Here is a 26,139-nt window from a genome sequence, read left to right on the forward strand (position 1 = left end):
ACCAACTGCGGATGGCGGTCGTATCAGGTGGTTTTACACCGCTCACGGCGGCTGTCACGATTAGTCTCGCTATAACAAAACGAATTCTCTGAGAAGTTACTCTCCTATGACTGGGACGCCCGAGAGTCGACCGAGCCGCCGCGACGTGCTTCGCCTCGGCTCGCTCGCCGTCGTCGGGGCGCTTGCGGGGTGTTCGAGCAATCGACCGACCGAGCAACCGCCATCCGACGGTCCCGACTCACCGGGCGAACAACCCAGCTACCCGTACGACGTGAGCGAGTTCGACCGCGTCGTGAACATGCAAGAGGTTGGCGCAGACCCGACCGGCGCGACCTCGATTGTCCCGTTGCTCACGGCACACGCCGCGTCGAACACGGTACTCTACTTCCCGCGAGGGCGCTACCTGATGGACGACATCTGGGAGTTTCCTCGATTCGATACGTTCGGCATCATCGGTGACGGCGCCGTGATCGTCCCCGAACGCGGGTACGACCGCTATCTGTTCAACATCGGGACGGGCCGGGCGTCGCCACGGGGCTTTCTGTTCGCTGGCATCGAGTTCGACTTCTCCGCGCCGAACACCTCACCGCGTCCGCTGCAGGTGACGGTCGCAGACCGACTCGTGGTGCGCGACGTGCGCGCCTTCGGCCCGAGCGGTGCCGCCCGCTTTAGCATCACCGACCCGGAGGGAACCGGCCTCGTAGAGCGCCTCTCGCTCCACAACGACGGCGACATGGAGGCGTTTTCGGTGGGTATTTTCGTCGGCCCGGACAGCGTTGGCGAGCTCACGTTCACCGACTGTGAAGTGAGTGGCTTCCCGAACAATGGCCTCTATGCGTCGAGTTCGGTTGGGCCAGTGTACGTCTTCGGCGGCTCATACCAGAACAACGGGATTGCGAACGTGCGCGTGAGCAGCCCCGCGGAGGTGCGCGGCGTCCACGTCCGGTGTGATGCCTCGCCACCGGGCTTTCAGAACATGCGCGGGATTCGCCTGCGAAACGGCGACAGCATCCTCGTCGACGACTGCACCGTCGAGATGCTTGATGTGACCTACAGCGAGGGTGGCATCGTCATCGAATCCGACATGGCGTCTGCGTTGATTCGCAACACGACCATCATTACCTCAGCAGACCGCGTCCCCGCGATTCACGCGAAAACGCTCGGCGACGTCGTTGGTAGCGTGGATGGAGCCATCCGGTGTGAGTCGGTGACGATTAGCGGCGATGCGAGCGAGGATGCGGCCATCCGCATCGTCGACCGCGACAACAGCGTCCTCGAAGACGTCCACATCACCCAGTCGGGGTCGAATCGAAACGGGATTCACCTGCTGCGGGCGAACAACACGCTGCTTCGCAACGTCGATATTACCGTGACGAGCGTGCCCGTCGTCCTCGAACAGTCGGGGTTCGTCAGCGAAAATGTGACCATCAACACGGCACGCTGAGCCCGTGAGGTGATTGGGTCAAGGGCCAGCAGAGCGTCGAAGCGTCGGTGTTCTCCAGGGCACGTTATAACCGGCGGTACATATGTTACACCGCGAAATGACAATTATCTAATGGACATCTCTCGACGGAAGGCGCTTCTATCTGCAGGGAGCCTTGGTGTCTCCCTGTTCGCGGGCTGTGCGAGCCTCCCCTTCACATCGCAGCGGCTGACGCTGAAGCTCTACAATTTTGATTCAGAGCAACACGAGCTTGATGTCGAGATGCTGCGTGCAGAGGGAAGAGAGCATAGCGAATCGGTGGTACTGCGAGAAAGCTACGAGATGCAGCCCCCGAACGGCCAAGGGAGGTTTGAAATCGTAAAGTCGGACGTGCTCGAAAGTAGAAAATACGTCGTCCGTGCGGAGCTTAACGACAATCGCTCCGTGCGAGCGCGCTACCTGTTCTATCCGGATTGTACCGAGTCCGATAGAGTGGACGAAGAGCTCTATGTCGAGATTCATCGAGACAATGCAACTGAGGAGCCCTACATTCGATTCCAACAGAGTGCCTGTGGCTCAGATTCGTGGTGGTACTAGCAGAATGAATCGAGCCGTCACTGGGGTCGAACCTCACTCTTCTACGGGTTTCGGGAGGTAGTTTCTGAGGAACGTGAGTTCCCTGCCAATCGACTTCTCGACGAAGTCTAAGAACACGGCGTCCTCAGGCTGGAGGCAGCCAGCGAACGTAATGACGACGAGTTCTGCGAGGCCGATGCCGACGACGAACGCGACGAACGTGAGCGGCGTGAGCGCCATAACCGTCGAGAGCAGATACGCAATCGGCCCGAGGACGAGGGGCACCACGAGGTAGGTGGTGACGGTGATGCGCGAAAACGGCGTGATGCCGAACTTCAGCTTCAACACGAAGTAGACGACAGTGTTGCGGGCGACGTAGGCCGCCGTGGTGGCGACCGCCGCACCCACGAAGCCGTAGCGTGGAATCAGGTAGATGTTCAACACCAAGTTGAGCGAGAGCGTGATGATGTCCGCGAACAGCATGTGGGTCGTGTAGCCAAGCGCGGCGAGCGTCGTCCGGTTGTGGCCCATCGCGGCGTCCGTGAGGAAGCCAAGCGAAAGGATGGTGAGCGCGAGGCCCGCGGGGGCGTACTCGGGCGAGAAGAACATCGTGAGCAGGTCACTCGAGAAGATGAACACGGCGGCGAACGCCGGGAACGAGGCGATAAAGCCCCACTTGGTCGTGACTTGGTAGATAGAGGAGATCTCCTCGTGGTTGCCCTCGGAGTCGAGTCGCGAGACGATTGGCAAGTAGAGGTAGCCAAACGCGGAGACGAACAGCATCAGGCTGCTCGCAAGCGGGTAGGCGGCGTTATAGAGGCCAACCTCTGCCGACGAGCGGAAGAAGCCGACCATGAGCGTGTCCATCTGCGTGAGCAACACGGTGAGAAACATCGCAAGCGTGAGCGGAGCCGAGTAGGCGACGATTTCGCGGGTGTGCGTTTTCACCGGGCCGAACAGCGGGACGAGGCGGTTGGCGTAGTAGTGGACGACGAACAGCCCGAGCACCGACGCGATGGCGTAGGCGTAGCCAACTGCGATGATGGAAAAGCCCATCGTGAGAATCCCGATGAGCAACAGCAGGCGGACGCCGGGGCGGATGAGGTCTTCTGCGTAGAATTTGTACTTCGTGTTCTCCATGCCCCGGAGGAAGCCAACCCCGATGTTGACGCCGACGTTCACGGGGATGAGGATGATGAAGATGGTGAGCAGGTCAGTCGAGACGGCATCGTCGAACAGGTACGTCGTGAGCAGGTCCATGTTCACGTAGAGCGCGACTGCAATGAGGAGGCTCGTCACCATCGACGCGAGCAGGCCAACGACCCACACGCCCCGGATTTCAGCGGGGTCGTCGTAGCGCGAGACGAACCGCGGCATCCCGTGGTTGAGGCCGATAAGCGAGATGGTCAGGCCAACAGAAAGGATGGCGAGGCCGATGGTCACCTCGCCGTAAACGGCTGGCGTGAAGGTGCGGGCGATGATGATGCGCTCTGCGAATCGGGATACCGATGAGAGCCCGACGCCGAGGAAGATGAGCGCCGAACTCGCAAGGAGCGCTAAGAGGTTATCATTCTTTGCAGACATATTTTGACAGGTGACACCGTCCCCGTGCCAGCGAACCGGTGGGCAGGTGGGTAGCGTGTGGGCACTGTATGGCTAGATACACTCCCAATCCACATTTCGTTATTCGTCGGCTACCAGCCACCGTCGCGATTGTTGCGGGCGTTACCAGCCGCCAAACGGGCGAATTGACGATGAAGAAGAAAACAGCCGCGCTTAGCCGAACAGCCGTTCGCAATACGACATGTTCCATCCGGGCGGGTTCACGAGCGCCGCCTCGATACCCGGCTGTGAGTGGTCGAGTCCGCCGAGCGGGCAGACGAGGAACGACGACGCCTCGACGAACTTAGAGAGCGGGTAGGAGTTCCAGCGGGCGAAGCCGTGGGCCGCGAGAATGCGGTGGGGGATGACGTTGCCCGTCGCGCTGATGTGGTCAACGAAGTCAACCTCCGAAGTGATGCGCGAGAGGAGACACGAGAACGCCGCGCCGAGTTCGAAGCCGCCTGCGAGCGGTAAAATCTCCGTCAGGTTGGCCGTCGTTGGCCCATCGACGGTCTGGTCGAAGCCGACGACGATAGCTGCCTCTCGCACGCCGTTGCGGCTGGCAGAGTACATGACGAATTCTGTGTCGGGTTCGGCAAACCGCCAGTTGTAGAACTCCGCGTCCCGGCGGACGTGTGGCTGGTCTGTGTGTACCCTCTCGTGAATTTCGAGCAGGATGTCCGTCCGAACCGAGTCGTGGCGCGTGACGACGATGTCGTTGTCCGTGAGCTTGAGCATGTCTTGCACGCGGAGTTTGAGCGTGCTAACCGGGTTTGCGACCTTCGCGCCGAACTGGAGGGCTGGTGGGTGCTCGTCGGTGGTGAACGCCGTAAAGTTGTGAATCCGTTCGTACTTGTCGAACTGGCCGAGGTCGTGGTGTGTCCAGCGCTCGTCGTTCATCTTCATCATCCCCCGGCGTGAGGGCTCGTTTGCGTAGGTGAACGTCGCGGCGTAGTCGTCCCAGCACTCGTCTCGCATCCACTCGTACATCTTCGTCATCAGCCCCTGGCGGCGGTGGTCTGGGTGTACCATCAGGTCGATGAGCTGGAGCGCCATGACGGTCTCATTGCCTACTTGAATCGGGAGGGGCAACACCGGCCGGAAACCCCCAATCTCGCCGTCTTTCTCCGCGACGATGATGGGGACGAAATCCGCGTAGGGAAGCTGTTCGTACTTCCACGCGAACCACTCTGGCGTACAGCCGCTGAACGCGAGATTGTACAGGTTGAGAAACGCCTCTCGGTCGCGCTCATCGTACCATCTAATTGAATATTCGTCATTTGAGGAGTCGAGACTCGATGCCGTTCGTGGGACGGACATATGGAGAGAGGTTCTGCTGGAACCTGAATAAGAATGAATCTCCTAACGAGTGATGGGTCTGAGAGGTAAGTAGAGGTTAATCGCCCGCAGCAACCCGTGTGGCGAAAATCGGGCAACGAAGCGACACGACGGGCGGCATGTCGCTCGTTTTGTCACGAGCGACTCACGAACTGCGAGCCGCCCGCACGTAGTAGACACCCTCTCGACTCCCGGCTGGCGTACCCAGGTTCGTGAGGGTGAATCCGGCGTCCGTGAGGAACTGTTCGACTTCCTCGACGGTCGTTCCGTACCGCTGCGGGCACTTTTCGGTGTGGAGTTCGGCGTAGATGAGCGAGACGTCTGCGAGCGCATCACCCATCCCTTCTAACACCTTCATCTCCGCGCCTTGGACGTCGATTTTCAACACGGTAGGCGCGGGAACCCCCTCCGTGATGGCCGTCTCGCCGCGCCGACACTCGACGGGCAGCCAGCCATCGGGAGCGAGATAGTGGTGGCCCGCTCCTGCCTCTGCGCCCTTCGCTCTGTCGTCTGCAGACGCCATCCGGCCGGGCCCGTCGTCGTCTGAGAGCGCAACCGACGAGGTCTGCCACCGTTCGGATGGGGCGTTTGCTTCGAGGTTGGCGCGCAACCGAGCTTCGTTCACTGGCTCCGGTTCGAAGCCAACGACGACCCCCGTGGTGAGTTTGTTCGCGATGAAGCAGGCGTAGATGCCGACGTTTGCGCCGATATCCCAGACGACCTCGTCGCCGTCTAAGTCGGCAAGGAGCGCCGCGAGGATGTCTTCTTCACCGAACAGCGTCGTCACCCGCTGGTATTCGAGCAGCGACGTGGTCGCAAACTCAGCCGTGACGTCGCCAACCTGACCGCGATGTCGCCACCCTTTCGGGGCAGCGCGCACCAGCAGGTAGCTTTTCCGGGCGAGCGGAGCGAGTCCCGCAGCCTCGACGAACTGCCAAACGCGGCTCATCGGTCGTAGACGGAGATACCTTTCTTCCGGTTCGACCGCACCTTAAGCGAGCGCGGAATGAGCCCGAGGAAGGGCAGCGGATCGTCAAGGTTGAGGAACACATCGCGCGTCGTGAAAAACGACGTCGTGAACGGGATGAGCGCCTGGTATTGGTTGCGCGAGAGCTGCTCTCGCAGCCACATGATGTCCGTGTAGAACAGCTTTCGCTGTTTGACGTCCGTCCGATACTCTGGCTCCGGAATCGTCTGCCAGTTGGCGATATCGACGCCGCCACTCGTCGCCACGACGGGCTGTTCGGCACGCGGCTTGTCGAAGGGGAACTGGCCGGTCAGTTGCTTGTAGTGAAGCCACGGCACGTCAACGCCGCTGTTGATGGTGAGCGCGAGCGACCCCCAGTAGCGACCGTTCACCTCGAGCAGGTAGAAGTCGCCGTCTGGCATCTTCATGAACTCGACGTGTACCGGCCCGTTCCAGTCGAGCGCCCGGACGATTTCGTCCGCGTAGACTTTCATCCGCGGCTCCCACGTCCCCTGTCTGACTGCGCCAATCCCACCGGAAGGTGGATAGACGCGATACTTCTTGTGCTGGAAGAACGTCACCAACTCGCCTTCGTGTGCGAGACCGACCGTCGCCATGGTCTCGACACCGTCTTTGAACTCTTGGACGAGTGGGTACTCGAACTGGCGTCCCGACCACTTGCCGATAATTCCTTCGAAGCGTTCGACGAGGTCTTCCTCTGGACCGACGTAGTTGACCCCCGACATCCGATTCGTCGTCGACTGGCCACTGTCCGTGGTGAACGTCGTCCGACGCGGTTTGATGACGACCGTATAATCGCGGTCTTTGTCGATTTCCGCGACGTCCGCAAGCGACTGCGGCGAGAACGTCCTCGGGCTCGGGATTGGCAGCCCTTCTGCCAACTCGAACAACCGCTTTTTGTCGTTCGCGTTGAGGTGGGTCTCCCAGTCTTCGGCCCCCACTTTCGTGCCCGTCGATTCGAGCCGCTCTTTGTGCCGCGACAAAACCGTGGTCATCACGTCGGTTACGGGGAACACCGCCGCGTAGTCATTCGTGGCTAAATGCTCATACAAATGGTCGACGAATACACCCTCGTCTTCTGAAACGTCTGGATAAATGTACGACCCGTCGGTATACTTAGAAAGCATTCCGGGCAGATATTTCGTGTTGCCGCCTGAAATCACCGAAACCCCCTTCTGCCCAAGCGTCCGACACAACGCCAGCGAATTTGGCCCCTGTCCATCAAGGACGAGAACTTTGTGCCCCATTACACCCGCATATACAGTGTAATCTTGCTTAAGTAGTAATCACATATACATGACTTTCTTCGTAATGCCAACAACTAACGCCCCCATGCCCACTGTGGGTTTGGCAAAATCATGCGACGAGAAGGCCGCAACCCCATCATCCCACCCGAATACCCCCCTGAGTGAATGGCGGTTATTAGTTGTATAACGAGCGTATTTCCGCGAGATCGAGGCCACCCTTTGGCCTCAGCCCAACAACCGTTCGCAGTAGGTCGTGTTCCAGCCGTTGTGTCGTGTCAGGCCCTCAGTAACTACGGCGTCATCCGCCGAGCCGCCGAGCGGGCAAACGAGCAGGTACGAAGGAGTCACGAGCTTCGAGAGCGGGAAGGAATCGGTTGGCGAAAAGCCGTGGGCTGAGAGCACGTCCCTGGAGAGTGCCCCGCTCGTCGCACAGATGTGGTCAACCCCGGCATAGTCGCGCGTGATGTGTGAGACGAGCGCGGAGAATTCGGGGGCGCGTGCCTCACTACCGGTGAGTGGCACCACCTCGACGAGCTGTGCGGTCGAGGGCGACTCGGCGACGTGGTTGGTGCCGACGACGATGGCGGCGACCGGCAGCGCGTCGCGCATGGCAACGTAGGTCACGAACTCCCGGTCCGGTTCGGCAAACCGCCAGTTGTAGAACGTTTCGTCGCGCAGGATGTGTGCCGTTTCTGGCACGGCCGTCTTGTAGAGGCTCGCGAGCAACGAGACGGGCACCGACTCGTGGCGAACGACGCGAATCGTCGGATCGACCGTAGCGAGGCGGTCACCGAGGCGGTGTTTGAGTCGGTAGGCGGGCGTGGCGAGAGTCGCGCCGAGGCGGACCGAACGCGAGTGGTCGTCGCCGACGAACGCAGCGACGTTGTTCAGGCGTTCGTACTTGTCGAACAGGCCGAGGTCATGGTCGGTCCACCGCTCGGCTTGCATCTTGAGAATCCCATCGCGCGCCGCTTGCGTCGCGTAGGTGAACGTCGCGGCGTAGTCGTCCCAGCAGGTGGTTTTCATCCAGCGCGAAAGCGTCGTCATCAGCCCATTTCTGCGGTGGTCGGGGTGGACAACGAGGTCGGCCAATTGGATGACGGGGACGGTTTTCTCCGCCACGCGGAGCGAAAGCGGGATGAAGGGCCGAACCGCGCCAATCTCGCCGTCTTTCTCCGCGACGATGATGGGGACGCGCTCTGCGTACGGGTTTTGCTCGTATTTCCACCGAAACCACTCCTCGCCGCGGCTGGCGAATGCGAGCGAATAGAGGTCGATAAACGCTGCTCGATCACGAGTCTCGTACCACCGAATCGTGTACTCTCCACTGTCCGCTACAGCAGTTTGGACATCCCCTTTAAGTGACATACACTCTTGGTTCTGCTGGAAATAGGTTAAGAATGAATGTCTTAACAGCGTAGTTGAATCTCAGAAACCGCGGTCTGTCTGTGAAACGAGTGCGAGAAAAACCGGCCTACGACGTGTGCGTCGCGTCTGATTGTGTCTCTGCAGTAACTGGTTCTGCATCGAATGCACAGCAGTACATCGCAACAGAGAGGTCTGCTCGCCGGTGGGCCGGTCGAAGCGCGGAGAGGAAAGTGAACACGCCCATTTTAGGCTAGCCTAAAACACGGACGAGGAAAAAGCTGTTGGCGGCGATACGGAGATAAGAGTCGTCCTCATAACAGGTTACAATGGGCATCCTGACCAAACTCCTCGGCGCAAAATGGGAGTGTGCCAACTGCAAAAAGGCCTACCGAAAGGCACCACGAAAATGTTCGAACTGTGGGCACACAGTGTACAATCGAGTCCGTGACGACTGACGATAAGAAGAGGCGCACACACGCGCTGTTCTTAGCGGGAGTGGCCAACGTCATTGACGCTTTCGTAGTTCCAGATGAGGTCGAAATAGCGCTTCAGCCCCGCGACGAACGAGCCGTTTTCCGTGACAGCTGCCTGCCGCATGTGGAGGGGCACGTTTAGCTCTTCGACGAGTAAGATGGCGCGACCCGAATCGTAGGCCATACTCGGGTCGATGAACGTGCCGCGCCACGGCAGCTTTTCTTCGCTATAGCGAATCGAAACGTCAGGATACGCCGTTTCGAGCGTGTCAACCCGCGCCTGTTGGATGTCGCGGTTCTGCTCGGTGAGGTGGTCGGGATGGAGGAACAGCACTTGGAGTGTGACGCCGCGGTCGAGGGCTGCCGCGAGGGCGGGTTCGATGCTCGGCAGGTACTCAAAGCTCTTGGTGAGGACGGACACGGTGTCTGTTGCATCGTGGTACAACTGGCGGGTTTCTGTCTCGCTTGGGTCGCCCACATCGACCGCCCAGAACAGCTCTTCGGTCGGGCGGATGTCCTCGCTCGCGCGTTCGTAGCGTGGCTCGAAGGTTTCGAGAAACTCCTCGCGGATGTCGTCGAGCGAGGCACGATACGACTCGAACTGTTGGCGCTCGTTTTCCTCCGCACGGGCGAGGATTTCAGCGGGTGCTTTTGGCTGGTACTGCTTTGGTCGCCCGGGAATGATTTTGATGAACCCACGGTCACCGAGGCCATCGAGGACGCTGTAGATGCGTGCCCGGGGGATGCCCGTCGCCTCAGCGAGATTCGGCGCTGTGGTGCGCCCGAGCGACAGCAGATGTTCGAGCGACTGCATCTCATACTCCTTGAGATTGAGCCGTTCGAGCAAGCGCCGCGTGTCGTCGTCGGTCATGTAGTCGTACGCATGGGATGCAGGGATAACAGCGGTTCGGGTTTGAGAAACGTTTATACTATCAGCCGAGACATTCGTTACTAAGATTGTGAGTAACATAACTGACTGCCAAACTGACGACCGAGCACACCTCGCCGATATCGAAGCGGGAGCCGGCTGTGTCGAAATCTGGGAGAAACTCAGCGAGCGGCGCGCAGCGGCGGAGAACGAAGAAGAGTAACTCGGCAGATTCGGCAGGCGAGTCGGTCTGCGGTTTGTGTGAGTTGGACGGTTTCTACTGGCACCGTACGGAGTCCGTGCGGGATGCTATCATTGAGTGGGAAGGTGCATTGCTAAATCTGTGGCCCACGTATCTGCAGACAATTCACCGATTGCAGACGGTGTGTACCGAGTTCTGCAGGGGTATGGGGTGTCTCACTTGGAAACTGCGGATGAAAGCGATGGGGGAGACGGGTTACGGAGTGACGATGAAACGCCGCGAGGGCTGTATCGACGGACGTTCCTCGCAGCCGCACTCGGGGCGGGCGTCGCGCTCGCGGGCTGTGGCCAGCAACCAACCGAACAGCCAACGACAACAACACAAACGGGAGACGACCTCGAGCCGACGACGACAATCACGCCGACTGAGCCAGCGTACGTCACCTATGCGGGCTTTCTCGACGAAGACGAACTCACTGCGATTCAGCGGAAGGTTGCGGCGCGCGAAGACCCGTGGTACAGCGGCTTTCTCGCACTCAGACGGAGTGCGAACCGGGCACTCGGGACGAGGCCGACGAGCGTGGTGACCAACGGCGCGCCTGATGGCGTGGCGGCAAACCGGTTTGCGACCGATGCAGACCGCACCGACTACTCGAACGCCCTCCAGATGAGCCACGCCATCCGCGACCTCGGGATGGGATATGCGTTCACCGGCGACGACCGCTACGCACAGAAGGCCATCTCGCTGCTCGACCACTGGTGTCTCGACCCCGAGACGGCGATGTACCCCTCCGGGCGAAATCACGGAGAGGCGTACTTCTCGATCGAGATTTACATCACCATCCCCACGATGATTTATGGCGCGTCGTTCCTCTCGGGTCACCAAGCGTGGGCAGAGACCCACGGCGGCGAGACGGCCTTCAGAGCGTGGGTCGAGGCGTTCCGCGAAGACCTCGAAGCCGGGCGCGAGCAGAACCGCTATACTGGCGTGGTCAAGAACAACATCTTCGCGTGGTGGATTTTCTCGCGTGCGACCGCTGCCGCGTATCTGGACGACAGAGACGCGCTCGACACGGCGTTCGACGACTGGCGAAGTGGCGCACTCGACCAAATTACCGAAGACGGACTGCTCGAATACGAACGCCAGCGCGAAGACGGCCTGCAGTACTCGATGTACGGCCTGAAAGCGCTCACCATGACCGCCGAAATCGCGCGCCACTACGACGAAGATCTCTATGACTATCGGACAGCGGATGTTCCAGAAACGAGCGCCCTCAAGCGGGCGTTCACCTACTACGCGAGATACGTCGCAAGCAGTGACGGCTGGGAGTGGGGCATTGGGGATAACGGCTATACCAAAGACGAACAAGAGGAGGGTGCATCGGTGTACGAACTCGCCTACTCGCAATGGAGCGATGATGCCTACCTCGATGCGGTCAATGCGGTGGGCAGGCCAGTGTTCGACCGTCGGATTTTGGGGTGGACGTCGCTCACGCACGCGAATCGGTTTGCGTTGTAACGTGGTGATTTCGAGTGTTGGAGTTGGTTCAAATAGTGCTCCACCTCGTTACGCAACCTGCTCGATGAAACCCAGCACTGTCTCTACAAACAGTTCCGGGTTTGTGTAGTAGGCGACGTGTTCCTGGCCGTCCAACGTGACGATTCGACTGTTGGAGAGCGCGTCAGCCACCGCCGCCGTCGCGTCACGGAAAGAAGATGGACTGTTTCCACCATCCAGCAAGATGGTTGGCGTCGTCACCGCAGCGAATCGGCGTGGGTCGAACACATACGCCTCTTCTGCGTACGCCTCGCGGAGCACTGTGTGGGCCGCCTTCACGCGAGACGGCCAGGCGGGAGAGGCGCGCAGTGCGTCAATTTGGTCACCCGAGAGTTCCGCTATCTCCCGCAAGAACAAGAGGAGCATCTGTTCGTTTGCTCCGTCAGTGAGAAGCGACTGCATCTCGGCGAGCACCTCTTCGTCGTAGAGATGGCCGCGCATCGGAATCGCTGGTTCGTAGAGGATGAGCCCGCAGAGCGTGTTCGTGTGCACGGCCGCCTCCAGCGCACAGAGTCCGCCGAACGAGTGGCCGAACAACACCACGGGTTGGTCGATGGCTTCGACGAGCGCCACAACGTCTTCTGCCTCCCGTTCGAGGGCGTACTCGGCTGCATCGCCGCTCTCCCCGCGCCCCCGGCGAATCATCGCGTACAGCGTGACGTGGTCTGCAAGCAAGGGACTAATCGCGCGCCAACTCGTGTGATCCGCACTCGTCCCGTGAACGAGGACGAGTGGAGGACCACGTCCCATTCGTTCGTATGCAATCTGCGTTCCATCCGGCGATACTACCGTCTCAAAGGTACCTGAAGAGTTCATCACCACTCACCGCACCCCATTTGCCTGCGCCTGAGCAGGCACTAACCGCTAGTAGGATTCGCAGAGTGGTAACCATTCGCAAACGTCGGGAGAGGTGTAGTCTTGGCGAGTCTCTTTGACAGTGGAGAAACAAGTCTCTCTGAATGAGTGACCCGCAAAGCCACTACGCGACTGTCGATGGGCACCGACTCCACTACCTGCGAGCGGGAGAAAGCGGCCCACCCGTCGTCTTGCTCCACGGTGGCATCATCGACGCCGCACATCTCTCGTGGGGTGCCGTCATCGAACCGCTCGCAGAACAGTTTCAGGTGTACGCCCTCGATTTGCTTGGCTACGGCAAGAGCGACATTCCCGCGGGCCCGTACACGACCGACCGTCACATCGGCATGCTCGACGGGTTCCTCGATGCAGTTGGCCTCGACGAGACAAATCTTGTGGGTATCTCGCTCGGTGGGGGCATCGCGTTGGGATTCGCCCTGCGAGCACCAGACCGCGTCTCTCGGCTCTGTCTCATCGACAGCTACGGCCTCGGCAGTGAGTTGCCAAACGGCCGCCTTTCGTACGTCCTCGCGCAAATCCCGCAGTTCAACAAGCTCTCGATTGGGCTGTTGAAACGCAGTCGTGGTCTTGCGCGGGCGAGTCTTGGGTCGATTGTCTACGATCTCGACACGGTGAGCGAGCAGGTGGTGGACGACTTCTACGAACAGTTACAGCGACCCGGCGTGGCGACGGCGTTTCGAAGCTGGCGCAAACACGAGGTTACTCCTTCTGGGTACAGAACCGTGTACACCGACCGGCTGGACGAAGTCGAGACAGAGACACTGTTGCTGCACGGCGCGGCAGACGAAGTGTTTCCCGCGGCGTGGAGCGAACGCGCTGCTCGGCAGTTGGCGAATGCAGAGTGTACCGTGATAGCCGAGTGCGCCCACTGGCTCCCCCAAGAAAAGCCCGAGTTGTGCGTGGAGCGACTCACAGACTTTCTGGAGTAGGTGTGAGAACCCTATGCGTCCTCCCCAACTGCGGGGCGAGGCATCGACTGCATTTCGAGGATTTCGGGCGTCTTTTCCACCTTCGCGTAGGTTTCTCGCCACACCGATTCCGCAAAGAGGTTGTTGCGGTCGAACAGTTCCCGGACTTCCGGCGTGATTCGGTAGAACTTGTACGGGAGGTCACGACTGCGTTCACCGGCAGGGAGTTCGACCGCCTCGATAACACCCGCCTCGATGAGTTTCCGGAGGTGGCCGTCGATGGCGCTCCGGCCGATGCTTGGGTTGGTGTAATCGAGTTCGGGAACGCTCGGCATCCCTTTTGGGTGACCAACGATGTCGGCGATGAGGTTAGCGCGCGTGTCCTGCTTGATGAGTTTGAGCGCCGTCCACGTGTCGAACCCATCCGAGTCAACCGACTGGCTACTGTTGGCCATTAGCTACGGGTAAGTCCGTAGATTGAATAATTGTACTGGTCATGACCAGTATGGTTGAAACTGGTATGGTTGTGACTGTAATGGCTACTGTCGTGATGCCCCGTACGCTCACAGTCAACCACTGTTTGAAGGTTTGACTTACTCAGCCTCGAACCCAGCCGGAAGCCCGAGGTGCTTGATGCCCGTCGACTCCGTGATATCGAAGCGATAGAGCACTGTCTCCTCTGCGTCGATAACCTCCTTGAACAAGTCGGGACGCTGTGGGACAGCCAGGAGTTCCTCAACTGCATGTTCATCGGTGTCCTCGACCCGATTGATGCTGCCCGTAAGGAGAACGCTCCGCCAGTTGAACATCGCCTCTGCACGATACACGAGGAAGCGTGCGGTGTCGGCCGCGTCGCTCAACAGCGCTTTGCGTCCGGTCTCACCGCCAACGTAGAGGAAGTAGAGACCCCGCTCGCCGTCGAACCAGAACGACAGCGGGCGCATGCTCGGTGCACCCTCGGTTGGAAGCGAGAGCACGCCAACGTGCTGGCTTGCGAGGAATCGAGCCACCTCGTCGTCGTCCATTTGAACTACCCCATACTCCCCCAGGTCGTCAATTGTCATCAGGTGAATAGACGATGATACGTTGGATAAAGCGGGCCGCTGAGTCTCAGCGAGTGAGATTGATAGCACGGGACAGGGTATGGGAAATGCCGCACGAAAATACAGGACGGCTCACGCGAGGATAACATTTCGTGACGAAGGGAGACTGAATCAATTAGTAGAATTCATTGAAAATTAGAACCCCTGACCGGTCACATCATTTACAGAGAATTTATGCCGTATGAGTGCAGTTTTATTGACAATGGTATCAGGGTGGGCGTATCGCACCGCGAGCGTCGCGGGCACGCTGCTGTTAACGGTTTTGGCCGTCCAAGTGGCCAATCATCCGATTGCTCAGCAGCTGTTCACGATGCTCCCTGTTTTAGAGCGGCTGCCCGCAACGACGCTTACTGGTGGGTCGCTCGTGTTGGCAGTTCTGACTGCAGTACTCGTCGTGATTGGTGTGATGTTTCCGCTGTTCAAGCCTCAGCCACGGCGCATCCTCGACGTGATTGCCGTCACCCACAAGCGCGTCCTGATCGCGGGGCTCGCCCTCGCCGCGATTGGCTACTTCGACTATACGTATCGCCTCCCGCGGACGACGCTGTTGTTAGTGGTTGGTCTCTTGTTCGGCCTGCTCCCCGCCTGGTTCGTCAGCATTCGCAAATCACCGGACGTCGGGGAGCGAGCCATCTTGGTTGGGGACGACCTCCGTGGCATGATAGAGCTGTTAGACGAGACGGAGCTGCCGGTGCTCGGGTACGTTGCCCCGCCCATGCCCGACCGCGGCATGGAACACGCACGCAAACAGTCGGTGACGCCGGGAGCTGCGATGGCAGACGGCGGCGTGAGTTTCTCGGAATTGCCGTGTCTCGGTGGGCTGTCTCGCTTGGAGAGCATTCTCGTCGAGTACGACGTGGACACCGTCTTGTTGGCGTTTTCGAGTACGGACAGAGCCGAGTTCTTTGGGACGCTTGAGACGTGTCATGCTACGGGTGTGAACGCGAAGATTCACGAGCGCCACGCAGACGGCATACTGACCAGAGGGACGACGCACGAACCGATTAGGGATGTGGACATTGAGCCCTGGGACTGGCAGGACTACATTGTCAAACGGGCATTTGACGTGGTGTTTTCGCTGGTTGGATTAGTAGTGTTAGCGCCATTGATGCTCCTGATTGCACTCGCAGTGGTACTTGATAGTAAAGGGCCGATCCTCTACAGTCAAGAGCGGACTGCAGAGCGTGGTGAGACCTTCCGTATTTACAAGTTCCGGACGATGCTTCCAGAAAGTGAGGATACGGCACCCATCAGAGATGCTGAAAACACGCGAATCACACGGGTCGGTCACATGCTTCGGGTCACGCACCTTGATGAGATTCCACAGCTCTGGTCTATTTTGAAAGGCGATATGAGCGTCGTGGGTCCTCGTGCTGTCTGGACGGACGAAGAGTTCCACTTAGAAAATGGGATGGGAGCGTGGCGAAAGCGGTGGTTCGTGAAGCCAGGACTGACTGGGCTAGCGCAGATTAAAGGTGCATCCAGTACAGCACCAGATGCAAAATTACGTTACGACATCGAGTATATTCAGCAGCAATCGTTTTGGTTCGATATAAAAATAGTAACGCGACAAATGTGGTTAGTCGCTGAATCAATAGTATTCAATCAGTAGGGATCTACTTGATCTTGTCAACACTTCTGAACCGATTTCCAGCCAACGTTATACACATGTCATATGAGTCATATAGTTTGATTCGTCCGTATCTTCGTAAGGTACGTTTCTTGAAGAGAGAACCCGAAAACAATCTATCGACTACTGGTAAACTAATTAGAACCGGTGAAAATGAAAGTTAGTATTATTACACCTGTATATAACGACCCCCGCGTCAGTGAAGCACTCAAATCGATTCGTAAACAGGAGGGTGTCTCTAGCCCAGAGATTATAGTCGTGGATGGCGGCTCAACAGATAAGACCAGTGAGATTCTCGAAAACCTTCGAGATAATATTGATGTTCTCATTCGGGAACCTGATGAGGGGATTTACGACGCGATGAACAAGGGCATTCAGAAAGCCAGTGGGGACATTATTGGTGTACTGAATGCTGATGACCAATACCAAGATGAGTATGTTCTCCGAGATGTACTCTTAAAAATGGAGAAGACAGGGGCTCAAACGTGTTACGGAGATCTTGTCTACGTAGACAATACTGACGACGTAGTAAGATATTGGAATAGTGGTCCATTTAACCAAAGGAGAGTATTTTATGGCTGGATGCCACCACATCCGACGTTTTTCGTGAAGAAAGAGGTCTACGAGAACCACGGCTTATTTGATTTAGACCTGCAGATTGCAGCAGATTACGAACTGATGCTTCGTCTATTGTTGAAAAATAACGTATCAACCACTTATATTGACAGAATACTTGTCAGGATGGCGGTCGGGGGGAAAAGTAACGAATCTATGTTGACTATTATCAAAGCAAATTGGGAAGTGGTCAAATCTTGGCGAAAGAACGATCTCAAGGGAGGTCTGCTCGTAGGTGGAATCAAACCTCTAAGAAAAGTTCCACAGTACGTGAGGAAGCCAGCCAGAAAAGTGCAAAGAAGTGGATAAAAACATTCTATAATGAGGAAGAAACCAGCACCAATTTCAGTGGAACATTTTGCCACAACGACAGCAGGCGGCGCAGGAACAGCTGTAACACGCTTAGACGATGCATTAAACAAAGCAGGTGGTGTGGATTCTAACATTACCTCCTTATTTGATGGCAAATATTCTAGTGGATACATTCGGTACGTACTCAATCACCTCCCAATTGGTCATAAGTTACTAAGGGGTCAACTTGACCGAAAATTCACACCTACATGGTTGCCAAATCTGAGCCATCAAACAAACAATGCTGATGTTGTTCATCTCCATTGGGTTGCAGGATTTTTGTCTCCAAGAACCATTAGAGAATTTGAAGCGCCAATTGTATGGACGTTACACGATATGTGGCCGCTGACTGGCGGATGCCATCATGCTGAGAATTGTGATGGATTTATCCAGCAATGTGGCCAGTGCCCAGCGTTGAATAGTACACACCAACAGGATATTTCGACTAATCAACTCCAAGCTTATCAAGCGGCTTTGTCCGGGAAAAAAATCTACTACATTGCGCCATCTAAATGGATGGCAGCTAAGGCTGAGGACAGCTCCATAGTTCAGGGGCCAGTCAAAACGATACCAAACGGTATAGATACAGAGTTATTTTCACCTAATGACAAGGAATTGGCTAGGAAGGAACTTTCGATTCCAACTGAAGCAAATATTATCCTGACTGGAGGGGTGAACATGAAGGACGATCACATAAAGGGAGGAGATCTCTTGCGAGAGGCATTGGGTGATTTGAAAAACAACGTAAAAGTTGATCAAACCATCGTGCTTCAGTTCGGGAATGGAACAATTGATAATATTCCATTCAAAACTCGCTCACTTGGTTGGGTTAATCCTGAGCAGCTTCCCCAAGTTTACTCTCTCGCCGACGTCATGGCGGTCCCATCCCGTTACGAATCGTTCGGTCAAACCGCAGCTGAAGCATCCGCATGTGGCACTCCGGTTGTTGCCTTCGATACGAGTGGGCTACGTGATGTAGTAATTGACGGTGAAACAGGGCTGTTGGCGAAATGCTACGACATCCAAGATTTTTCGACAAAACTTGCAAAAATACTAACTAGCAGAAAGAACAGGAAAATATTTGGGCGCCGTGCTAGGGACCACGCCGTCACATCCTGGTCATTCGAGACGGTTTCCAGCAAGCATACTAGACTTTATCGAGACCTATTCACATCTGTTGAAGACGAAGTTAATAAGTTGCAGCAATATTGATAGCTCGGTCGGCAAATAATAATCAAAATAATCAACCACATCCTGCTGTTATATATTTTCTTAAGAGATGCTAAAACAGAATTTTTCGATGAAATCCAAAATCTTCTATATGTATCTATCCTGTGAATATTGATGATTGTCACAAGGAGTGGGACACTCTGCTAAATAGCCCTATCCATTTCAGAAGAGACTGCTAAAAGTCCGAGAATTGAAAATAGGTATTTGTTAATGTAAATATCGCCAGAAAACTGTGCATTAATCATCATGTATGTGGCAAGACCTAATATTGTAACGTGTTCCGGTCGCTTAAGGGCCGGTGGAGAAGTAGATCCCCTTACAACAAATGTTAGGAAAGTTATAAATAGTACGAGTGCAACCAACCCACCTCCGTGAGCAAGTTCTACGAAGATATTATGAGGGTATGCATACCATGACGCATTGGAGTAACTCTCAGCAAATGCTCCCATCCCATTTCCAATTACAGCAGATAGCGGTGAGGATAACCACGATTTAATAGACCAAGTATAGAAATCAACCCGATTATTTAATGATGGGCCACCCCCCTCGAGAAGAAGTGAAAATCGTCTCATAGTTGGAAATGACTCTATTTGATATGTTAAAATTGGAATCATAAGGATTATGCCAGAAATTGCCAGAACAACTTTTTCCAAGATTTGCTTGGGAAAGCGATCTTCTCCTCGACTCAGATACATTCCCACTCCTGCAATACAAGAAGCGATTATTGAAGCGCCGGTCGGTCCTCTTGCACCAGTCTGAAACAATACAATGAATAGTAATAAAGCTAGGATCCCCCATACAACTGACGTCCTACCTTTTTTTCCAACTGCCATAACTGTCAGGATTACAGCAGCAAGTCCGATAGGCCGAGAGAGTGAGATTCGATTTGGAACTATCCCCGGAACGTAACCATATATTCCATAGGCAAGCGCTAAGAAAACTCCGAACCCAGCGATGAACCAAAGAACTCTAACGAGTCGATCTCGGTCTGGTCCAATCATCCATATTGGATACACAAATGCGACAGAAACTCCTATGATTGCCCGTAACATCGCGGAAGCAGCAATATTAGATGGTGCCCAAAATAGTGTCATTGCAAGCCATCCAAGTAGTGTAAATAATAATACTTGCGCAAAAATACTCTTCTGAGAGAATACAATTCTTGATTGAGAAGCAAATGTGAGTGCCATACCAAGACCAAGAATAACACCAACTATGATTGTTACATCAATGGGAAGTTTGGAAAGTGGTGGCCCACTATCTACAACCCCAATAAAAAGAAACATGAGATAGAGTATATCCAAGACGCAACTACGGATTTCAGGCTTTCTTGACGGCCTGAGACTCAAACTGGACATATCAAATAATAATATACAGGTACAAAATACGCTTTGGTTCTTGTACCAGCATCAAAAACAGACAAGAATTTGTAATTCGAGTATCGTATTAGAGATACGTCAAGTGCACTTGCGGAAACAAATAATTTTATTCGCCACAACTACTGAAAAGCTGCGGTTGCATCTGTAAATTATTGCAAGAAATAGTGTGAATCGATATACTAATCAAATTTGAGCTGGTAGATTTATTACCTGACTCACTCCACCGTTGATAAAACTAAGGTTGACTAATGTGCCCTACAATTGAATTACGACATCACCAACGATTTCACCTAAGGCCATACTTACGATGAGAGTAGCACTTTATGATCCTACATTATCAGGTCATCATCCAGAATATGCAGCGAATATCGTCCGATATCTTTCAAATATAGGGGATGATGTTCTATATATAACACCAGATCAGTCAAATCGCGCTACAATCGTAAAGAACGCCGGTGCAAAGATTCTGTTCGTTGGTCGCCCATCAGTAGGTAATGCTATTCAATCGTTTCATCGTACAGTATCTAATGTACGATCTGGACTTGAAATCGCACGTGAATGGAACGCAGATATATTCCATCATTTATTCGTAGATACACGTGAACCAGCCATTACTACAGCGCTTTCTACGACATCAACTCCGATATTGTTCACACTCTTCAACCCACATTATCATCGAGAGGGGGCAATTCGTCAAAGAGTATATGGGAATTTTTGTTTCAAATTTATTGATATTTTCTCATTAAAGAGTAGTTTTATGGGGATGTTTGTCCATACCCCTCAAATTAAAGAGCGTATTCACCAACGATCACAATTCCTCGAGGAAAAGGACTTGCACGTCGTTCCTGACCCAGTAGCTTTACCTGACCACAGACTTTCAAAAGAGGAAGCTCGTAGAAATTTAAATATTAAGGGTGAAGATCCTATTTATTTATTTTTTGGAGGGTTACGAGCGGAGAAAGGAGCAAAGTTATTAATGGAGGTGATTGGAAATTTAGATAGGGATGCAACGTTCGTAATTGCAGGTTCAGAGGGTGTGATTGGTCAAACAGAAATAGAGGTGGCTAACAACCAATCACGGGCAGTAATTGACGCTAGACTTGATTTCATTCCCGATTCAAAGGTCTACACCTACTTTTTTGCATGTGACGCAGTTGTATTGCCGTATCTATCTGAATATTCTGGCACTAGTGGCGTATTACAGCGTTCTGCTGCAGCCGGACGCCCTGTTATTGCTACTAACGTTGGAGAAGTTGGGCCGCTGGTCAAAGAGTACGACTTGGGCTATGTGGTCCAGTCGGATGTTCAATCAATCACTCGAAAGTTAAAAACCTTCGATCCTCAAACTGCGCTCAAAAAATTTGAATCAGCGCTACTCACATATGCCGAAAAGCATTCTGTTGATCGATTCTCGCGAGAAATTCGGTCTGTGTATTCAGATGTTACCCACGAGTAGATTCATATCACTGTAGATTGAGTTTAGGTGTGATTATAAAGGATGAAATAGCCACGTGTTCACTTGGTAGCCAGTGTGAGAGTCCTTCATATAAATACCACAACAACAGGCGGGGCAGCCAGAGCAGTATTTCGTCTTCATAGGGGGCTTCGGTCTCAAGGTGTTGAATCAAGAATGTTGGTAGAACAAAAGAAGGGCAATGACGCCTCGATATTTGGATCAGAAGGATTAACTGGAAAGGTAAAGTCACGAATTCGAAGAGAGATTGATCAACTACCCTTGAAACGGTATCTAAATCGAAAACCCGAAATTTTCTCACCGGCTTGGACACCAGAATGGAGGGCTAAGCAAATTGCCCGACACGATCCAGATATCGTGCATCTCCATTGGATTGGTGGTGGGTTCATGCGTCCAGAAACCATAAGCCAGATAAATGTACCTATAGTGTGGACGCTACACGACATGTGGCCGTTTACGGGTGGATGCCACGTGTCCAATTCGTGTACGAAGTACCAGGAAAGTTGTGGTGCGTGCCCACACCTGGCAAGCACAAAGCGAACCGACTTGGCTAATTCAGTTTGGACACGGAAGCAAATTGCGTGGGAAGAAAATACATTCAATCTTATTGCACCCAGTCGATGGATTGCTAGTTGTGCAGAAAAGAGTTCATTGTTTTCAGGCCAACCAATTACAGTTATTCCGAATGGTTTAAATACAAATTTATTTCGTCCACATCCTTCTGGTGTATTTCGTGAGCAACTAGATGTTGATCCCTCAGAAGACCTTGTTTGCTTTGGCTCATCGCATCAAGCTCAGTATAAAGGGTATGATTTATTACACGCCGCGTTATACCAATTGGTTGATAGAACGGACTCAATAAAATTGCTTAGCTTTGGCGCTAAACCAAAGAAAAACATACTATCTAACATTCCAGTAAAACATCTTGGCTATTTAGAGGGAAGTTCTCTCCATGAATTATATAGTGATGCAGATGTAATTGTGGTTCCCTCAAGAAAGGAGTCTTTCGGCCAGATGGCCTCCGAAGCACTTGCATCGGGCACGCCAGTTGTTGCTTTTGATGCAACGGGATTACAAGATATTGTTGAGCATAAGAAGACGGGGTATCTAGCTGAACCCTATGATCCAAAAGCACTTGCCGAGGGGATAATGTGGGTTCTTGAAGAAAACAAAAAGAGTCATCGCATGAGTAAAAGAGCGCGTAGGAGTGCCCAACGTGAATTTGCTATTGAGAATGTTGTAGATCACCATTTAAAACTGTATAATGAGCTTGTGTGACTGTGGCAAAAATTTGGGAAATCGCCAGAATATTTTAGTCCAATTCGAATAATCTCAAAATCAACTATTGTTGTAGACGCTACATCAAAAAAACCAAGCGGGCCGACTGTGAGTGAACCATAGATGAAGTCAACCGGTATTGCCGTATTCGCATACAATCGTCCAGACCATTTGAAGCGTGTGCTAGCTGGATTGCAAAAGAATAATGTCGACCACATATATTTTTTTGCGGACGGGCCAAAAAACAAGCAGGACAAGCGCCAAGTTGAGGCAGTCCGAGAAGTAATTGATAAAGTAGATTGGTGTCAAAAAAATGTAACATGTTACGACCACAATCTCGGGTTGGCAAAGGCAGTTGTGCGTGGGGTTAATAGAGTATTTGAGGATCATGACCGTATTATTGTAATTGAGGACGATTGTGTCCCAGCGACAAATTTTGTATCGTTTATGAACACCTGTCTTGACCGGTATGCAGAAGACAGTCAAGTGATGAACGTAAACGGCTACAGCCTACCCATCGAGATACCTGAAGATTATCCATACGACGTGTACTTTACTTATCGTAGTTCCTCTTGGGGATGGGGCACCTGGAAATCAGCGTGGGAACATTTTGAACAGAACCCAATGACTCTAGCGGAGTTAAATGCAAGAGAAGACGAGTTAACGGAAAAGATTAGAAAGGCGGGTACAGATCTTTTCCCAATGATGCGCGATCAACTTAGTGGGCGGATTGACTCTTGGGCTGTATGGTGGTCATTTGCTATCGCTTCGAATGGTGGAGTTTGTGTTAATCCAGTCAATTCCAAAATACGCAATATTGGGCATGATAATACCGGTACTCATACTGGAAGATCCGATAGGTATGACGTAACCCCGGATACTACATCTGTAGGACTAATGTCATTTCCTAAGAGTGTATTCGTGGACGACCGCATTAATTCGAGGCACAACCGATTCGTTATTGGAGGCACTCGAGGGAAAATGAAACAACTCGGGGCAGAGTTACTCAAAAGCGTTGGGCTATGGAACACGTTTCAGAAGCTTCGATCTCTGTGAGGATATTGTCATCCCCTGTCTGACCATTCAAACCTGAGATCACTATAATTTACAATTCCATGATGGTTCCACTTACGTTCCATATGAAGTGAATGTCGTAACCTATCCTTTATAAGCGATTCAACTATTGAGGCAACTCGCTCTGGTGGAGTAGAGGTTGGAATATGTCTGTTTACAAAAACAGATTGTCGGTAGTCAAATTCATTTTCAAAAAGCAAGTCCTGCATCATGTTCCCCCATCGATCCGGTGGGACTAATTCCACAACACTACCAGCATGTGCTGATGGAAGTAACATATTAGAACCGTGCACACCCACAACAACGTGACTATTTGAATATTGTCTACAGAGTTCACGTTCCGCATTCGCGTTTGGTGATGGAGTTCGAAGGTCAGTAATCGAATCAGATAAACCACCTGGTTCGCCAATTCCTGCAACAGCGAAATTAATTTCTGGAAAAGCAGATTTGAGTTCCGTCGCTAGCGTTTCTACGTTATGGCGTTGCTCGTATATAGCTAGATTTTGTCCGAGTTTCTCTCCGAGACGGTATGCCGTTCCCCTTGCGCGACGTAGAAACTGAACTGAAGAACGAGTCGGAGCCCATAATCGATCATCTCGCCAAATATATGTCACCGTTGGCGTTGTCTCTGGCCACGAGTTGAGAGCAAATGGTTCAACACCAGTGAACCGAGAAATGTTGTAGTCATCTGGGTGTGGATGGGAGAACGCCATACTCGCCCAAGCTTCATCAAATTCCGTGAGGAAGGATTTGATCTCTTTTGCTAGCCAGTCGTTCCACTCTTTCCCACGGGGGAGTGATATTTCAATACTCCACACCATGGCGACACCATCCGGAACCAACCATTTGAGGTTCGAAGGTACGATGACGAAAAGATCGTACTCTGGTGTTGAGTCAAGATAATATTGGGCGTTTAATAATTTCAGTAGACTATGTCCGTATAGCCCATCAAGACAGTTGAGAACGATCGGTCGATTAATCGTCTTATTCTTTGTTTTCTCAATTTGTATTGACTCGTGTTTCTGTTCGCTATAGCAAGTTTCTAACCAGTTAGCAAACCAATCCCCTCCAAACTCGTTGTAGACTTCTCCACTTTCTATATCAACCAATGCTGGATAAACAAGGCCGTGACCGACGGGAAGATCTCCGTAGAATTTGCGGCCGCACTGAGGACACTTGACTTCCGCTAACATTCGCATGCCAGGGATATACCAGTCTTTTACGAGGAGCGCTACGTCACACTCCGGGCAGTTCAGATCGAATTCCGGCACAGGGTGGAGCTTAATCATTTGTAGAAATAATTTGATTGGTTAATATAATCATATTTTGAGGTCATTTCAGACTTGCGAAACTCGAATAATCTGAAAGCCCGCCATTGGCTTTCCAGCTTAGAAGGAATACAGATTCAACCAAATTCTCATTAATTTTCCCGATGTCCAGAGTTGTCATCCCTAATTTCACAGTGATGCACTTGCCCTGGGGGAGATGGCTAAGTAATTTGTTGTTCGGAATTTTTCATCTATCTCCCTATATCGATCTATTTTGGATAAATCTGAAGAGGGTAATATTCGATATATATTGTAACCATATTCCTCAAAGAAATACCAGTAATCCTGGAAATACGTTCTCGTATCGATGTTCGCCCCTCCAAATTCAAAAGAAATATAATCAACAGAATGGCTGGAAATCATTTGTTTTGCGCCTTTTAGGACATTCAACTCATACCCCTCAACATCAATCTTTAACAGATCAATATGATTAATATCATGTTGTTCGCAGTACCAGTCAACAGTTCTCACATTTACTGATTCACTTTTTTCGAAAGATATGTTGAAATGGTCAAGATTTCGCTTCGACAATGATGCTAATCCAGAACCCATTATATCGTAATATAAGGTATCTTCACCGCTTGCATCAGATAGAGCAAATGAGTTGACCATTTTCCTATCATCTTTAAGATATTTAGTCTCTAAATCATTCACCAGATTCTTCTGAGGTTCAAATAAGTGGAATGTCGCCGGGAAGACAAATGAATCTGCCATTTCAGTAAATCCACCAATATTGGCACCAACATCAAATATTGTCTTATGACCATCTATATGCTGCAATTGCTTTGCGATTACAATTTCCCCACTTTTTCTTATGCCAGCCCCAGCTCCTATACCTTGCAGATATTCAAATTCGGAAACAAGATATCTTAATAGTGATTGGACAGTCGGTAGTGACGCAAACTTTTTGGTGAATTTACTTCGAATGAGTCGTGTCATGCATCTCGTCAAGATTGAATTACTACTCTTCATTAGATATACCTATAGAGTTCACCACTTAACGTTTTACAGATGAGCCCCTGAATGTTTACACCGTTTTGCAAGGAATGTTCTGTGAGATGGCAACATCCCATCTGCTTCAGTAAGGGGAGAAATGTCACTTAAATGATACCGGGCGATTTCGGAGGGGGGGAGGCTTTCTGTTAGTTTGAACGATATGCAGAGAATTAACTCGAAAGTTGGTGGAACAGAATGAGAATCAGACACTGGAGTAAGAATATTGGTTCGAACCAACGGGAGTCTACAGAGAAG

General features: G+C 52.8%; 24 protein-coding genes. 11 read left to right on the top strand and 13 right to left on the bottom strand.

The features are described from left to right. Nucleotides 1-106 precede the first annotated feature (106 nt). On the top strand, nt 107-1,444 hold the full coding sequence (locus V5N12_RS00095) for a hypothetical protein (protein WP_332897115.1): 1,338 nt from the start codon (nt 107-109) through the stop codon (nt 1,442-1,444). A gap of 111 nt (nt 1,445-1,555) precedes the next feature. Then, the gene (locus V5N12_RS00100) at nt 1,556-2,020 is read left to right on the top strand and encodes a hypothetical protein (RefSeq protein ID WP_332897116.1); all 465 of its coding nucleotides are present in this window, start codon (nt 1,556-1,558) and stop codon (nt 2,018-2,020) included. A 33-nt stretch (nt 2,021-2,053) separates the two neighbouring features. On the opposite strand, the gene V5N12_RS00105 is transcribed toward V5N12_RS00100, so the two are convergent. The 7 genes from V5N12_RS00105 to V5N12_RS00135 form a co-directional block, all read right to left on the bottom strand. Beyond that, a complete protein-coding gene (locus V5N12_RS00105) occupies nt 2,054-3,583 on the bottom strand; it encodes a flippase (protein WP_332897117.1) in 1,530 nt (509 codons plus the stop codon). Between the two features lie 192 nt (nt 3,584-3,775). Further along, nucleotides 3,776-4,921, bottom strand: a complete 1,146-nt coding sequence (locus V5N12_RS00110; RefSeq protein ID WP_332897118.1) for a GNAT family N-acetyltransferase — start codon at nt 4,919-4,921, stop codon at nt 3,776-3,778. Nucleotides 4,922-5,084: 163 nt separating this feature from the next. Beyond that, a complete protein-coding gene (locus V5N12_RS00115; RefSeq protein ID WP_332897119.1) occupies nt 5,085-5,888 on the bottom strand; it encodes an FkbM family methyltransferase in 804 nt (267 codons plus the stop codon). Then, nucleotides 5,885-7,174 (bottom strand): carboxylate--amine ligase, encoded by a 1,290-nt coding sequence (locus tag V5N12_RS00120; protein ID WP_332897120.1) that lies wholly within the window; start codon nt 7,172-7,174, stop codon nt 5,885-5,887. Before V5N12_RS00120 ends, V5N12_RS00115 begins: the two co-directional genes overlap by 4 nt. A 225-nt stretch (nt 7,175-7,399) precedes the next feature. Then, nucleotides 7,400-8,542 carry a GNAT family N-acetyltransferase gene (locus V5N12_RS00125; protein ID WP_332897121.1) on the bottom strand — a complete coding sequence of 381 codons (1,143 nt, stop codon included), beginning with the start codon at nt 8,540-8,542 and terminating at the stop codon, nt 7,400-7,402. A 106-nt stretch (nt 8,543-8,648) separates the two neighbouring features. Then, nucleotides 8,649-8,786, bottom strand: coding sequence for a hypothetical protein (locus V5N12_RS00130; protein WP_332897122.1), 138 nt, complete (start codon nt 8,784-8,786; stop codon nt 8,649-8,651). 242 nt (nt 8,787-9,028) lie between these two features. Beyond that, a complete protein-coding gene (locus V5N12_RS00135; protein ID WP_332897123.1) occupies nt 9,029-9,886 on the bottom strand; it encodes a TrmB family transcriptional regulator in 858 nt (285 codons plus the stop codon). An 88-nt stretch (nt 9,887-9,974) separates the two neighbouring features. On the opposite strand from V5N12_RS00135, the gene V5N12_RS00140 reads away from it, so the two are divergent. Together V5N12_RS00140 and V5N12_RS00145 are read left to right on the top strand one after the other, a co-directional pair. Continuing rightward, nucleotides 9,975-10,106 carry a hypothetical protein gene (locus V5N12_RS00140; RefSeq protein WP_332900111.1) on the top strand — a complete coding sequence of 44 codons (132 nt, stop codon included), beginning with the start codon at nt 9,975-9,977 and terminating at the stop codon, nt 10,104-10,106. Between the two features lie 198 nt (nt 10,107-10,304). Further along, entirely contained in the window at nt 10,305-11,603 is a 1,299-nt protein-coding gene (locus V5N12_RS00145) for an alginate lyase family protein (protein ID WP_332897124.1), read from the top strand. 48 nt (nt 11,604-11,651) lie between these two features. On the opposite strand, the gene V5N12_RS00150 is transcribed toward V5N12_RS00145, so the two are convergent. Then, entirely contained in the window at nt 11,652-12,392 is a 741-nt protein-coding gene (locus V5N12_RS00150) for an alpha/beta fold hydrolase (protein ID WP_332897125.1), read from the bottom strand. 209 nt (nt 12,393-12,601) lie between these two features. Between V5N12_RS00150 and V5N12_RS00155 the strand changes: the two genes are divergently transcribed. Next, a complete protein-coding gene (locus V5N12_RS00155) occupies nt 12,602-13,447 on the top strand; it encodes an alpha/beta fold hydrolase (RefSeq protein ID WP_332897126.1) in 846 nt (281 codons plus the stop codon). An 11-nt stretch (nt 13,448-13,458) separates the two neighbouring features. Here V5N12_RS00155 and V5N12_RS00160 read toward each other — a convergent pair whose 3' ends face one another. After that, nucleotides 13,459-13,881, bottom strand: a complete 423-nt coding sequence (locus V5N12_RS00160; protein ID WP_332897127.1) for an ArsR family transcriptional regulator — start codon at nt 13,879-13,881, stop codon at nt 13,459-13,461. Nucleotides 13,882-14,019: 138 nt separating this feature from the next. Further along, a complete protein-coding gene (locus tag V5N12_RS00165; protein WP_332897128.1) occupies nt 14,020-14,451 on the bottom strand; it encodes a pyridoxamine 5'-phosphate oxidase family protein in 432 nt (143 codons plus the stop codon). 280 nt (nt 14,452-14,731) lie between these two features. On the opposite strand from V5N12_RS00165, the gene V5N12_RS00170 reads away from it, so the two are divergent. From V5N12_RS00170 to V5N12_RS00180, 3 genes are all read left to right on the top strand, one after another. After that, complete coding sequence (locus V5N12_RS00170) at nt 14,732-16,141, top strand: sugar transferase (protein WP_332897129.1); 1,410 nt, start codon at nt 14,732-14,734, stop codon at nt 16,139-16,141. A 171-nt stretch (nt 16,142-16,312) separates the two neighbouring features. Next, complete coding sequence (locus V5N12_RS00175; RefSeq protein ID WP_332897130.1) at nt 16,313-17,083, top strand: glycosyltransferase family 2 protein; 771 nt, start codon at nt 16,313-16,315, stop codon at nt 17,081-17,083. Nucleotides 17,084-17,122: 39 nt separating this feature from the next. Continuing rightward, nucleotides 17,123-18,337 carry a glycosyltransferase gene (locus V5N12_RS00180; protein ID WP_332897131.1) on the top strand — a complete coding sequence of 405 codons (1,215 nt, stop codon included), beginning with the start codon at nt 17,123-17,125 and terminating at the stop codon, nt 18,335-18,337. Nucleotides 18,338-18,498: 161 nt separating this feature from the next. Here the strand turns inward: V5N12_RS00180 and V5N12_RS00185 are convergent, their stop codons facing one another. Beyond that, nucleotides 18,499-19,713 (bottom strand): O-antigen ligase family protein, encoded by a 1,215-nt coding sequence (locus tag V5N12_RS00185; protein ID WP_332897132.1) that lies wholly within the window; start codon nt 19,711-19,713, stop codon nt 18,499-18,501. A 328-nt stretch (nt 19,714-20,041) separates the two neighbouring features. Between V5N12_RS00185 and V5N12_RS00190 the strand changes: the two genes are divergently transcribed. The 3 genes from V5N12_RS00190 (at nt 20,042) to V5N12_RS00200 (ending at nt 23,542) form a co-directional block, all read left to right on the top strand. Continuing rightward, nucleotides 20,042-21,190 (top strand): glycosyltransferase family 4 protein, encoded by a 1,149-nt coding sequence (locus tag V5N12_RS00190; RefSeq protein WP_332897133.1) that lies wholly within the window; start codon nt 20,042-20,044, stop codon nt 21,188-21,190. A 75-nt stretch (nt 21,191-21,265) separates the two neighbouring features. Further along, nucleotides 21,266-22,486 (top strand): glycosyltransferase, encoded by a 1,221-nt coding sequence (locus V5N12_RS00195; protein ID WP_332897134.1) that lies wholly within the window; start codon nt 21,266-21,268, stop codon nt 22,484-22,486. 123 nt (nt 22,487-22,609) lie between these two features. After that, nucleotides 22,610-23,542, top strand: coding sequence for a glycosyltransferase family 2 protein (locus V5N12_RS00200; protein ID WP_332897135.1), 933 nt, complete (start codon nt 22,610-22,612; stop codon nt 23,540-23,542). An 8-nt stretch (nt 23,543-23,550) separates the two neighbouring features. Here the strand turns inward: V5N12_RS00200 and V5N12_RS00205 are convergent, their stop codons facing one another. Beyond that, nucleotides 23,551-24,849, bottom strand: coding sequence for an MJ0042-type zinc finger domain-containing protein (locus V5N12_RS00205; RefSeq protein WP_332897136.1), 1,299 nt, complete (start codon nt 24,847-24,849; stop codon nt 23,551-23,553). A gap of 168 nt (nt 24,850-25,017) precedes the next feature. Further along, entirely contained in the window at nt 25,018-25,827 is an 810-nt protein-coding gene (locus tag V5N12_RS00210; protein ID WP_332897137.1) for an FkbM family methyltransferase, read from the bottom strand. Nucleotides 25,828-26,139 lie beyond the last annotated feature (312 nt).

The sequence above is a fragment of the Haladaptatus sp. CMSO5 genome, from assembly GCF_036689885.1.
Lineage (GTDB): Archaea > Halobacteriota > Halobacteria > Halobacteriales > Halococcaceae > QDMS2.

Coding starts and splice junctions, on each gene's coding strand:
- V5N12_RS00105 (WP_332897117.1), bottom strand. CDS start 3,583: ATGTCTGCAAAGAATGATAACCTCTTAGCGCTCCTTGCGAGTTCGGCG.
- V5N12_RS00160 (WP_332897127.1), bottom strand. CDS start 13,881: ATGGCCAACAGTAGCCAGTCGGTTGACTCGGATGGGTTCGACACGTGG.
- V5N12_RS00185 (WP_332897132.1), bottom strand. CDS start 19,713: ATGTCCAGTTTGAGTCTCAGGCCGTCAAGAAAGCCTGAAATCCGTAGT.
- V5N12_RS00095 (WP_332897115.1), top strand. CDS start 107: ATGACTGGGACGCCCGAGAGTCGACCGAGCCGCCGCGACGTGCTTCGC.
- V5N12_RS00205 (WP_332897136.1), bottom strand. CDS start 24,849: ATGATTAAGCTCCACCCTGTGCCGGAATTCGATCTGAACTGCCCGGAG.
- V5N12_RS00200 (WP_332897135.1), top strand. CDS start 22,610: ATGAAGTCAACCGGTATTGCCGTATTCGCATACAATCGTCCAGACCAT.
- V5N12_RS00210 (WP_332897137.1), bottom strand. CDS start 25,827: ATGACACGACTCATTCGAAGTAAATTCACCAAAAAGTTTGCGTCACTA.
- V5N12_RS00125 (WP_332897121.1), bottom strand. CDS start 8,542: ATGTCACTTAAAGGGGATGTCCAAACTGCTGTAGCGGACAGTGGAGAG.
- V5N12_RS00115 (WP_332897119.1), bottom strand. CDS start 5,888: ATGAGCCGCGTTTGGCAGTTCGTCGAGGCTGCGGGACTCGCTCCGCTC.
- V5N12_RS00130 (WP_332897122.1), bottom strand. CDS start 8,786: ATGGGCGTGTTCACTTTCCTCTCCGCGCTTCGACCGGCCCACCGGCGA.
- V5N12_RS00170 (WP_332897129.1), top strand. CDS start 14,732: ATGGTATCAGGGTGGGCGTATCGCACCGCGAGCGTCGCGGGCACGCTG.
- V5N12_RS00135 (WP_332897123.1), bottom strand. CDS start 9,886: ATGACCGACGACGACACGCGGCGCTTGCTCGAACGGCTCAATCTCAAG.
- V5N12_RS00155 (WP_332897126.1), top strand. CDS start 12,602: ATGAGTGACCCGCAAAGCCACTACGCGACTGTCGATGGGCACCGACTC.
- V5N12_RS00175 (WP_332897130.1), top strand. CDS start 16,313: ATGAAAGTTAGTATTATTACACCTGTATATAACGACCCCCGCGTCAGT.
- V5N12_RS00165 (WP_332897128.1), bottom strand. CDS start 14,451: ATGGACGACGACGAGGTGGCTCGATTCCTCGCAAGCCAGCACGTTGGC.
- V5N12_RS00110 (WP_332897118.1), bottom strand. CDS start 4,921: ATGTCCGTCCCACGAACGGCATCGAGTCTCGACTCCTCAAATGACGAA.
- V5N12_RS00150 (WP_332897125.1), bottom strand. CDS start 12,392: ATGGGACGTGGTCCTCCACTCGTCCTCGTTCACGGGACGAGTGCGGAT.
- V5N12_RS00100 (WP_332897116.1), top strand. CDS start 1,556: ATGGACATCTCTCGACGGAAGGCGCTTCTATCTGCAGGGAGCCTTGGT.
- V5N12_RS00190 (WP_332897133.1), top strand. CDS start 20,042: ATGAGAGTAGCACTTTATGATCCTACATTATCAGGTCATCATCCAGAA.
- V5N12_RS00120 (WP_332897120.1), bottom strand. CDS start 7,174: ATGGGGCACAAAGTTCTCGTCCTTGATGGACAGGGGCCAAATTCGCTG.